This is a genomic window from Clostridia bacterium (assembly GCA_014360065.1).
Taxonomy (GTDB): domain Bacteria; phylum Bacillota; class DSM-521; order Neomoorellales; family JACIYF01; genus JACIYF01.
In genome coordinates, this window is record JACIYF010000210.1 from 1 (window position 1) to 2451 (window position 2451).

Annotated in this window: 2 protein-coding genes; one reads left to right on the top strand and one right to left on the bottom strand. The window is 49.9% G+C overall.

Annotated elements, in window-relative coordinates:
- Positions 1–526, bottom strand: a 526-nt coding sequence (locus H5U02_15085) for a sigma-54 factor interaction domain-containing protein (protein ID MBC7343744.1), incomplete at its 3' end; no start/stop codon positions are given.
- A 241-nt stretch (positions 527–767) separates the two neighbouring features.
- Here H5U02_15085 and H5U02_15090 point away from each other — a divergent pair.
- The gene (locus H5U02_15090; GenBank protein MBC7343745.1) at positions 768–1253 is read left to right on the top strand and encodes a DNA recombination protein RmuC; all 486 of its coding nucleotides are present in this window, start codon (positions 768–770) and stop codon (positions 1251–1253) included.
- The last annotated feature ends 1198 nt before the right edge of the window (positions 1254–2451 follow it).

Here is a 2451-nt window from a genome sequence, read left to right on the forward strand (position 1 = left end):
GATTTGTCGTAGCTATGAATCGAACATCCACATCAATCGATCTGGTTCCGCCTAGTCTTTCCACTGTTTTCTCTTGGAGAACCCGAAGAAGCTTGCTCTGAAGATAGAGGGACATTTCACCGATCTCATCCAAGAGCAAGGTCCCTCCTTGCGCTAGTTCAATTCTTCCAGGCTTGCCACCTTTTTTCGCCCCAGTAAAAGCCCCCTCTTCATAACCGAAAAGTTCGCTTTCCAACAGGCTGTCCGGGATAGCGGCACAATTTACGGCTATAAAAGGAAAACTACGCCGAGTGCTGGCACGGTGAATACACTTTGCAAAGAGTTCCTTTCCTGTCCCTGTTTCACCCTGTATAACCACATTCGAGGGCCCCTGGGCCGCTAGGATACCTAGATGAATGGCCTGCCTGATGCTCCTGCTCCTTCCTTTTACATCTTCAAAGGCCTTCTGCAAGTGCTCAAAATTGGGAAGGTAAATTTGGTTCTCGAGAACTATTTCCGGTCTTGAATCGACGGGCTCTGTTACCATATAAGAAGGCACTGAACTCCCCCTTTCCACGTTACTGTTTTTGACAAGTTTTTTATTTTCTACGAATACACTTGCGCATCCTGCTTTTTGTTTTGCCTAGCCGCACACACGTTTTCCAGTTGTTGAACTGAAAGAAGTGGCCTTTATTTGTCCTCATGTATCCAAGTTACCCCTTTTGTGCACCAAACGGGACACCACCTGCTACAGATAATGAGTCCAGCACTCGAGACCGAAGTGCGTTGTGCTGAGACTTTCTTCAGCGCCGCCCTTGAAGCAGGACCCCAGCCTCATCGAGTTCGGCGCTGCACAGCGGGTCCTCCCCGCAACTCCCACGACCCTCATAGCCTTGTTGAAGGCCGTAGCCTACGGCTGGCGGCAGGAACAGATCGCCCAAAACGCCCAAGCGATAAGCAATCTGGGGCGCACTTTGTACGAGCGCATCTGCACGCTGGTAGAGCATTTTGACGACCTTCGCAGGCACCTGGAAAAAGCTGTGGAGTCGTATAACAGGGTGGCTGGCTCGTTCGAAAGCCGTGTTCTTGTCGCTGCCAGGAGATTTAAGGAGCTGGGCGCAGCCAACGAGCAGGAAATCGAAGTTTTGGACACCGTGGATAAAAGCGTCCGCGCTGTCACGGCAGGAGCCGAACCTTCTAAGTCTGATACAGGGTTTGGGCCAGCGAATAAGGTGAACTGGCAGGGTCAAGACACCCATCGAAACTCCGCCTAGCGCTTCGGGCTAACTCCTCCGCCGGGAAGTCCCCTCCCGAAAGGGAGGAGTGAAAGGCGGCTTTCCTGCAAACATCTGTTCGTTCAACTCCTTTTGTGATACCATGTAGTAAAGCGTCCACCTGCAGGCATGGGGTTGGAATACGCAAAGCGTCTGGCAGTCCTGTATTCCGTAAAGCCGTATGGGAATGTCGGACGGACGCAGCAGGGCGGGAACCGCCTGAATTCAGGCTCGTCTGAAGCACCGCAGCTTGCTGATGAAGCTTCTTCTGTACCGCAGAAATGCGAGCCGATGCCTGGTGCAGTGGAGCATCAAGGGACATGGGGCTTATCGAAGAATCGGCGGATTTTGACTGCCTGGGGAAGGTCCTAACCTTACCGCACATTCCTGTTGGTTGGCTTGACGAGGAAGACCCGTGGTAATAAGCCTGGGTGATCAGCTCCTACGTCAGCGTAGTAAAGCGTTATGAGCACCCAACATGTAAGTTGAGGTAACCGACACTGAAGATGGACGTTTGATGCAAATGCAACATGGCTGGTTGCCTTTTTACGATACGGATTGTCACGCAGAGACCTCCTTCTGCCCAAGCCCATCCAGGAGTTAAGGGAACCAATGGGCTGCACCTCCTAGTAGTACTGACGAATACAGTCTCTTCTATACTAGAAAATTGTCGTATTGCTCCCTGGTCTGCCGGGCGCACTAGCATGCACCCCGAAGCAAATGCTTTCGGGGTTTGATTATAAGCTACTGAGGAAGCGAAGATATATGGGATTAATTCATTGGCTCAGCGAGTATGAAGGGATTATAGCAGTATTGATTGCTGTTATGGGTTGGTTGGCTAATCATAAACTAACAATTAAGGCTCAAAATAAGGCATTCCTTAACCAAATAAGAAATGAGGCAAGGAAAGAGATCTCTAAGAACCTAAGAGAATATCAAATGTGGCTCGGGGACGTATGTGCAAATATAGTAGGACTGGAAATAGCCTCCATAGTCGAGAATCAAGAAATTCGTATTCATTGGCTAGAAAAGCACGCCGAGTCTTGTAGGATATTCTTTCAGCCTAATTCTGAATGGTGGCTGTTTATACTAGAGGAGTACGAGATACTATTTCCCGAATCGCGCCACGTAAGAATGCAGTTGATTGATCGACATAGAGCCATTAGGAGCCTTCTAGAAACCTGTCTGGGCGGACTCA